The following is a 5,764-nucleotide window of genomic DNA, read 5'->3' as shown; positions in this document are numbered from 1 at the left end:
GACGAGCAGCTCGGCGCCCGAGCGCTGCGCCTCGGCCAACCACGCCCGGTCGAGCCCCTCGGGCACGACGACGCGGGCCACACCGGCCAGGAGCTTCGCGACCACGGCGGCGACCTCGTGGGGGCCGGCCGGGGTGAGGGTCGCGCGGTAGTCCTCGACCCGATCGGTGAGCAGCGCGAGCAGGTCGGCGCGTGGCATCGCCGTCTCCCACGGGTCGTCCGCTCCGAGGTACCGGCGCTCGACCGCTGTCGACCGCGGGTCGTCCCGGGTGTCCCCGAGGGCGGCGCGGATCCGCCCGAGCACCTCGGCTCGCGCCCTGCTCATGAGCCCTCCCCTCGCTCCCGCGCCCACCAGGCCCGGAACGACTCGGAAGGCGGGGCGGGCAGGTCGCGACTGTCGGTCCACAGCGACCCGGGCCAGGGCAGCCGTCGGATCGCGCCGTCCCGCGCGAGGAAGCGCCCGAGCCCCGCCACCTGCTCGGCCACCGAGAACAGCCGCGGCGAGCCCATCACTGCCCCCATCATGCGCATCCCCGCCTCGAGGGCGCCGGGCAACCCGCCGCGCTCGGCGTCGACCTGCCGGGCCCGCAGCTCGACGAGGATCGACGGGATGTCGATCTTGACGGGGCAGACGTCGTAGCAGGCGCCACACAGCGTGGAGGCGAAGGGAAGAGAGGCGTTCGGGTCCCCGTGCTCGCTCGTCCCGGTGAGCAGCGGCGTGAGGATCGCGCCGATCGGGCCGGGGTAGACCGAGCCGTAGGCGTGCCCGCCGGTGCGCTCGTAGACCGGGCAGACGTTGAGGCAGGCCGAGCAGCGGATGCAGTGCAACGCCGAGCGGCCGACCTCGTCGGCGAGCGCCGCGGTGCGCCCGTTGTCCAGCAGCACCAGGTGCACGTCCTGCGGCCCGTCGCCCGGCGTCACGCCCGTCCACAGCGAGGTGTAGGGGTTCATCCGCTCCCCGGTCGAGGAGCGCGGAAGGACCTGGAGGACGACCTCCAGGTCCCTGGCGCTCGGCAGCACCTTCTCGATGCCCATCACCGTGATGAGCGTGCGGGGCAGGGTCAGGCACATCCGCCCGTTGCCCTCCGACTCGACCACGCCGAGCGTGCCGGTCTCGGCGATGGCGAAGTTCGCCCCGCTGACGGCGACCTCGGCGCGCAGGAAGCGTTCGCGCAGGTAGGCCCGCGCGGCCATCGCGAGCAGCCTCGGCTCGTCGGTGATCTCCGGGTCGACCCCGGCCATGTGCTCGAGGAAGATCTCGCGGATCTGGGCGCGGCTGCGGTGGATCGCCGGGACGAGGATGTGGCTGGGGGTGTCCCCGGCGAGCTGGACGATGAGCTCGGCCAGGTCCGTCTCGGTCGCCTGGATCCCTGCGGCCTCCAAGGCCTCGTTGAGGCCGATCTCCTGGGTGGCCATCGACTTGACCTTGACGACCTCGCTCGCGCCGGCAGCCCGGACGAGCTCGGTGACGATGCGGTTGGCCTCGGCGGCGTCACGCGCCCAGTGCACCGTGCCGCCGCGCGCGGTGACCTGCTCCTCGAGCTGGATCAGCAGCTCGGGCAGCCGAGCCATCGCGTCCGTCTTGATCGCCGAGGCGGCGTCGCGCAGCTCCTCCCAGTCGGGCACCTCGGCGACGACGGCGGCGCGCTTGGCCCGGATCGTCGACGTGGCGTGGGCGAGGTTGCTGCGCAGGGTGGTGTCGGCCAGCTCGCGCCGGGCGGCGACCGGGAACGGCTCGGCCGCGTGCAGGTGCCCGACGCCGGGCGGCGCGGGCGGCGGGGCCGGGCGGCCCGGCATCCCGAGGGCGACCTTCATCGGCCACCTCGCCGCAGCCGGCCGCACCGCACCATGGCGGCGCTCACGGGGCCACCGTCGCCCGGGTGGAGGCGAGGATCTCGGCGAGATGGATCGTGCGCGCTCCCCCGCCGGCGCCGTCGGGCCCGGCACGGCGCAGGCCACCGTCGATGTGCAGCAGGCAGGAGGCGTCCCCGGCCGTGCACCGCTGCGCCCCTGACTCGCCGATGTGCCGGACCTTGTCGGCGAGCATCGCCGCGGAGGTCGCGGAGTTCTTCAGCGCGAAGGTGCCGCCGAATCCGCAGCACTGCTCGGCGGCCGGCAGCTCGACGAGCTCGATCCCCTCGACGGCGCGGAGCAGCCGGAGGGGACGGTCGCCGACCCGGAGCATCCGCAGCGAGTGGCAGGTGGGGTGGTAGGTGACGGTGTGCGGGTAGTACGCACCCACGTCGGTCACCCCGAGCACGTCGACCAGCAGCTCGGAGAGCTCGTAGGTGCGGTCGGCGACGGCGCGGGCCCGGGCGGACAGCTGCTGCCGGCCCCCGCTCGCGGCGAGCGCCTCGTGCTGGTGCCGGACCGAGCCGACGCAGGAGCCGGACGGCGCCACGACCGCGTCGCAGGTCTCCAGGGCAGCGTCGAACACCTCGACGTGATGCTCGACGAGGGCGAGCGCCTCCCGTCGGAAGCCGGTGTTCACGTGCATCTGCCCGCAGCACGTCTGCTTCGCGGGGAAGACGACCTCGTGGCCCAGCCGTTCGAGGACGGTGACGGTCGCGCGCGCGACGGAGGGCACGAGGGCATCGGCCAGACAGGTCGCCATCAGCGCGATCCGCATGACCTGGCCTCCGTCCTGGGTGCCTCGCCGCACCGTGGGGCCGACCGTACCCTGCCGTCGGCGCTGGCTCCGGCGCCGACGAACGCGGCGCGGCGGCCCGGGGCCGGTTCCCGGCGGCCGTCCGTCTTCTCCCCTAGGACGTGGCCACGGCCATCAGGTCACCGTCGCGGGCGAGCCGCTCGAGCACGTCCTGCGGCCCGATCTGGGTCAACCCCGAGGCGATCTCCTCCCAGCGCCGTGGCGCCGCGACCTGCGGGAGGTCGCGCCCGCGCAGCGAGTACGGCGTGATGGTCGTCTTGGCCGGGTGGTTCTGCGACCAGTCCACGAGCACCTTGCCCGGGCGCAGCGAGCGCTTCTGGTTCGAGACGATCCGGCCCGGGTGCTCGGCAGCGAGGGTGTGGGCGAGCTCACGGGCGTAGCCGTGGACGGCGGCCGCCGAGCGACCGCTGGGCAGGGGCGCGTAGAGCTGAAGGCCCTTGCTCCCGCTGGTCACCGGCACGATCTGCGCCAGTCCGTCGGCCCGCAGGCGCTCGGCGACGAGCCGGGCGACCGCAGCGCACTCGTCGAGGCCGGTTCCCGGGCCGGGATCGAGGTCGACGACCAGCCGGTCAGGGCGGCGCAGCCCGCCGCGCGGACCGACGCGCCACTGGGGGGTGTGCAGCTCGATCGCCCCCTGGTTCGCCGCCCAGACGAGCGAGGCGAGCCCGTCGATCACCGGCAGGTCGAGGCTCGTGCCCTCGTCCTCGGAGCCCGGGCTGGCCGGCAGCACGTGGTGCCGCACCCACTCCGGCGCGCCCCTGGGCAGGTTCTTCTCGAAGAAGCGCTCGCCCTCGACACCCTGCGGGAAGCGGATCCGGGTGACCGGGCGGTCGGCGAGCTGGCCGAGAAGCGCCGGGGCGACCCGCGTGTAGTAGTCGATCATCTCGGCCTTGGTGAAGCCCGTCTGCGGGTACAGGACGCGCTCGAGATGGGTCAGGGCGACTCGTCGGCCGTCCACCTCCACCCAGGTGCCGGGGCTCACGGCTCCTCCCACGGGTCGACCGGCACGTCCTCACGCAGTCCGCGCACCACCGGTTGCCGCAGCCGGCCCGAGCGGGTCCTGTGCAGGTAGGCGACGTCGACCGCGACCTCGGGTCGGCACCAGACCGTTCCCCGCGCATCGGTGTCCGGGATGCCGTCGGGCCGAGGGCCGGGTGCGACGGCGGCCAGCGCCCGGGCGACCGCTGCGCCCGGACGACCGGCCAGCCCGCTCCCGGCGCGGCCGAGGTAGCGCCAGGTACCGTCCGCGTCCGGTGCGGCGAGCAGGACGGCGCCGAGAGCCTGGCTGCTCGCGGTCGCGCTCGGCGTCGCGCGCGTCGCGATCGAGCCGCCGGGGCCCGGGGCGCCGGCCCCCTCGGCCCGCCATCCGACCACCGCGGCGACCCGCGAGCTGCGGTGCGCCGCCTTGACCCAGTCCTGGCTGCGCCTGCCCGGCTGGTAGGTCGAGCCCCGACGCTTGGCGACCACTCCCTCCAACCCGTGCTCCAGGGTGACCTGCCAGAGCTCGTCGACGTCGGGGTAGATCGGCGAGGCGATCACCCGGTCGGGCAGCTCCACCCGGTCCAGCACCGCGCGACGCTTGTCGAGGGGCCACCCCGTCATGTCCACCCCGTACAGGCGGAGCACGTCGAAGGCCACGAAGGTGACCGGCGAGCGGCGGGCCAGCTGGGCGGCGCGAGAGGGGTCGCGCACGTGCATCCGTTCGGCGATCGCCTCGAAGGAGGGCACGCCGCCGGCCATCACCACGATCTCCCCGTCGATCACTGCCCCTTGGAGCTCGCCCAGCCCGGCCAGCTCCGGGTAGGCCACCGTGATGTCCCGACCGCTGCGGGCGGAGAGCCGCAGGCGACCCCCGTCGGTGTCGGCGATCGCGCGCACACCGTCCCACTTGAGCTCGTACGACCACTCCGGGCCGCGGGGCAGGGAGGCCGGATCGGCCGCTCGGGTGGCGAGCATGGGTTCCACGGGTTCATCCTGCACAGAGGAGTGCTCCACCGGCATCCGCGCCACGGCACGGCCCGGCGGGTCTGCGACCGACCTTGCACACCGAGCGGGGCCGTCACCGATCAAGGAGGACGTGATGCGCGCGATCTGGAAGGGTGCCGTGGCCTTCGGCCTGGTCAACGTGCCGGTCAAGCTCTACGCGGCGACCGGTGAGACAGGCGTCACGCTGCACCAGGTGCACGAGAAGGACGGCGGCCGGATCCACTACCGCAAGGTGTGCAGCGTCGACGGAGAGGAGGTTCCGGCCGCCGAGATCGCCAAGGGCTACGAGACGGACGGCCGGATGGTCGTGCTCACCGACCAGGACCTCGCCGAGCTGCCCCTGTCCACGGAACGGGAGATCTCCGTCGAGGAGTTCGTGCCGGCCGAGCAGGTCGACCCGATCATGCTCGCGAAGACCTACTACCTCGAGCCGGAGACGACCGCGGCCAAGCCCTATGCCCTGCTCCGTGAGGCACTGCGCGCGACCGAGCGGATGGCCGTGGTCAAGGTCGCGCTGCGGCAGCGCGAGCAGATGGCGGTGCTGCGGGTGCGCGGCGACGTGATCTGCCTGCAGACCCTGCTGTGGCCGGACGAGATCCGCGAGGCCGACTTCCCCGTCCTGGAGGCGGAGGTCACCGTGCGACCTCAGGAGCAGGCGATGGCCGCCTCCCTCGTCGAGTCGCTCGCAGGGGAGTTCGACCCGTCCGACTTCACCGACGCCTACCGCGGTGCGCTCGAGGCCCTCATCGAGGGGAAGGTCTCGGCCGGTGCCACCGTACAGACCCCGGTGGCCGATCTCGGGGAGCAGGGCGAGGGCGGAGAGGTGATCGACCTCCTCGCGGCACTGCAGCGCAGCATCGACAAGGCGCGCGCGGGCAAGTCCACGGACGGGGCCCGGGAACCGGCTCCGCGGGAGGCGCGGGGCGCTTCGGCCGCCGCGACGGGCACCCGCAGGCCGAGGGCGAAGGCGCCTGCGGCGGGGGCGCCAGCGGCGAAGGCCCCCGCGTCCAAGGCCGCTGCGTCGACGGCCCCCGCGTCCAAGGCCGCTGCGACGAAGGCGACCGGTACGAAGGCGACCCCCGCGAGGAAGGTCGGCGCGACGACGGCCTCT

5 protein-coding genes and 1 pseudogene are annotated in these 5,764 nt (G+C 74.1%); 1 reads left to right on the top strand and 5 read right to left on the bottom strand.

Annotation, left to right across the window (positions count from 1 at the left end; all coding sequences use genetic code 11):
* The 5 genes and pseudogenes from ABWK99_RS12860 to ABWK99_RS12840 form a co-directional block, all read right to left on the bottom strand.
* A pseudogene (locus ABWK99_RS12860) lies at positions 1-324 on the bottom strand (lactate utilization protein C); the annotation flags it as partial.
* Entirely contained in the window at positions 321-1,814 is a 1,494-nt protein-coding gene (locus tag ABWK99_RS12855; RefSeq protein ID WP_372595100.1) for a LutB/LldF family L-lactate oxidation iron-sulfur protein, read from the bottom strand. The pseudogene ABWK99_RS12860 and the gene ABWK99_RS12855, both read right to left, overlap by 4 nt.
* Before the next feature lie 43 nt (positions 1,815-1,857).
* Positions 1,858-2,628: a (Fe-S)-binding protein gene (locus ABWK99_RS12850; RefSeq protein WP_372595099.1), complete on the bottom strand. Its 771-nt coding sequence runs from the start codon at positions 2,626-2,628 to the stop codon at positions 1,858-1,860.
* Between the two features lie 133 nt (positions 2,629-2,761).
* The gene (gene ligD / locus ABWK99_RS12845) at positions 2,762-3,649 is read right to left on the bottom strand and encodes a non-homologous end-joining DNA ligase (RefSeq protein WP_372595098.1); all 888 of its coding nucleotides are present in this window, start codon (positions 3,647-3,649) and stop codon (positions 2,762-2,764) included.
* The gene (locus tag ABWK99_RS12840) at positions 3,646-4,623 is read right to left on the bottom strand and encodes a DNA ligase (protein ID WP_372595101.1); all 978 of its coding nucleotides are present in this window, start codon (positions 4,621-4,623) and stop codon (positions 3,646-3,648) included. The genes ligD and ABWK99_RS12840 overlap by 4 nt, the downstream gene beginning before the upstream one ends.
* A gap of 124 nt (positions 4,624-4,747) precedes the next feature.
* Here ABWK99_RS12840 and ABWK99_RS12835 point away from each other — a divergent pair.
* Positions 4,748-5,764, top strand: a 1,017-nt coding sequence (locus tag ABWK99_RS12835) for a Ku protein (protein WP_372595097.1), incomplete at its 3' end; no start/stop codon positions are given.

The sequence above is a fragment of the Actinotalea sp. genome, assembly GCF_041597215.1.
Taxonomy (GTDB): domain Bacteria; phylum Actinomycetota; class Actinomycetes; order Actinomycetales; family Cellulomonadaceae; genus Actinotalea.
The sequence above is the reverse complement of the archived record's forward strand: the minus strand, read 5'-3'. Positions and strand labels throughout refer to the sequence as shown.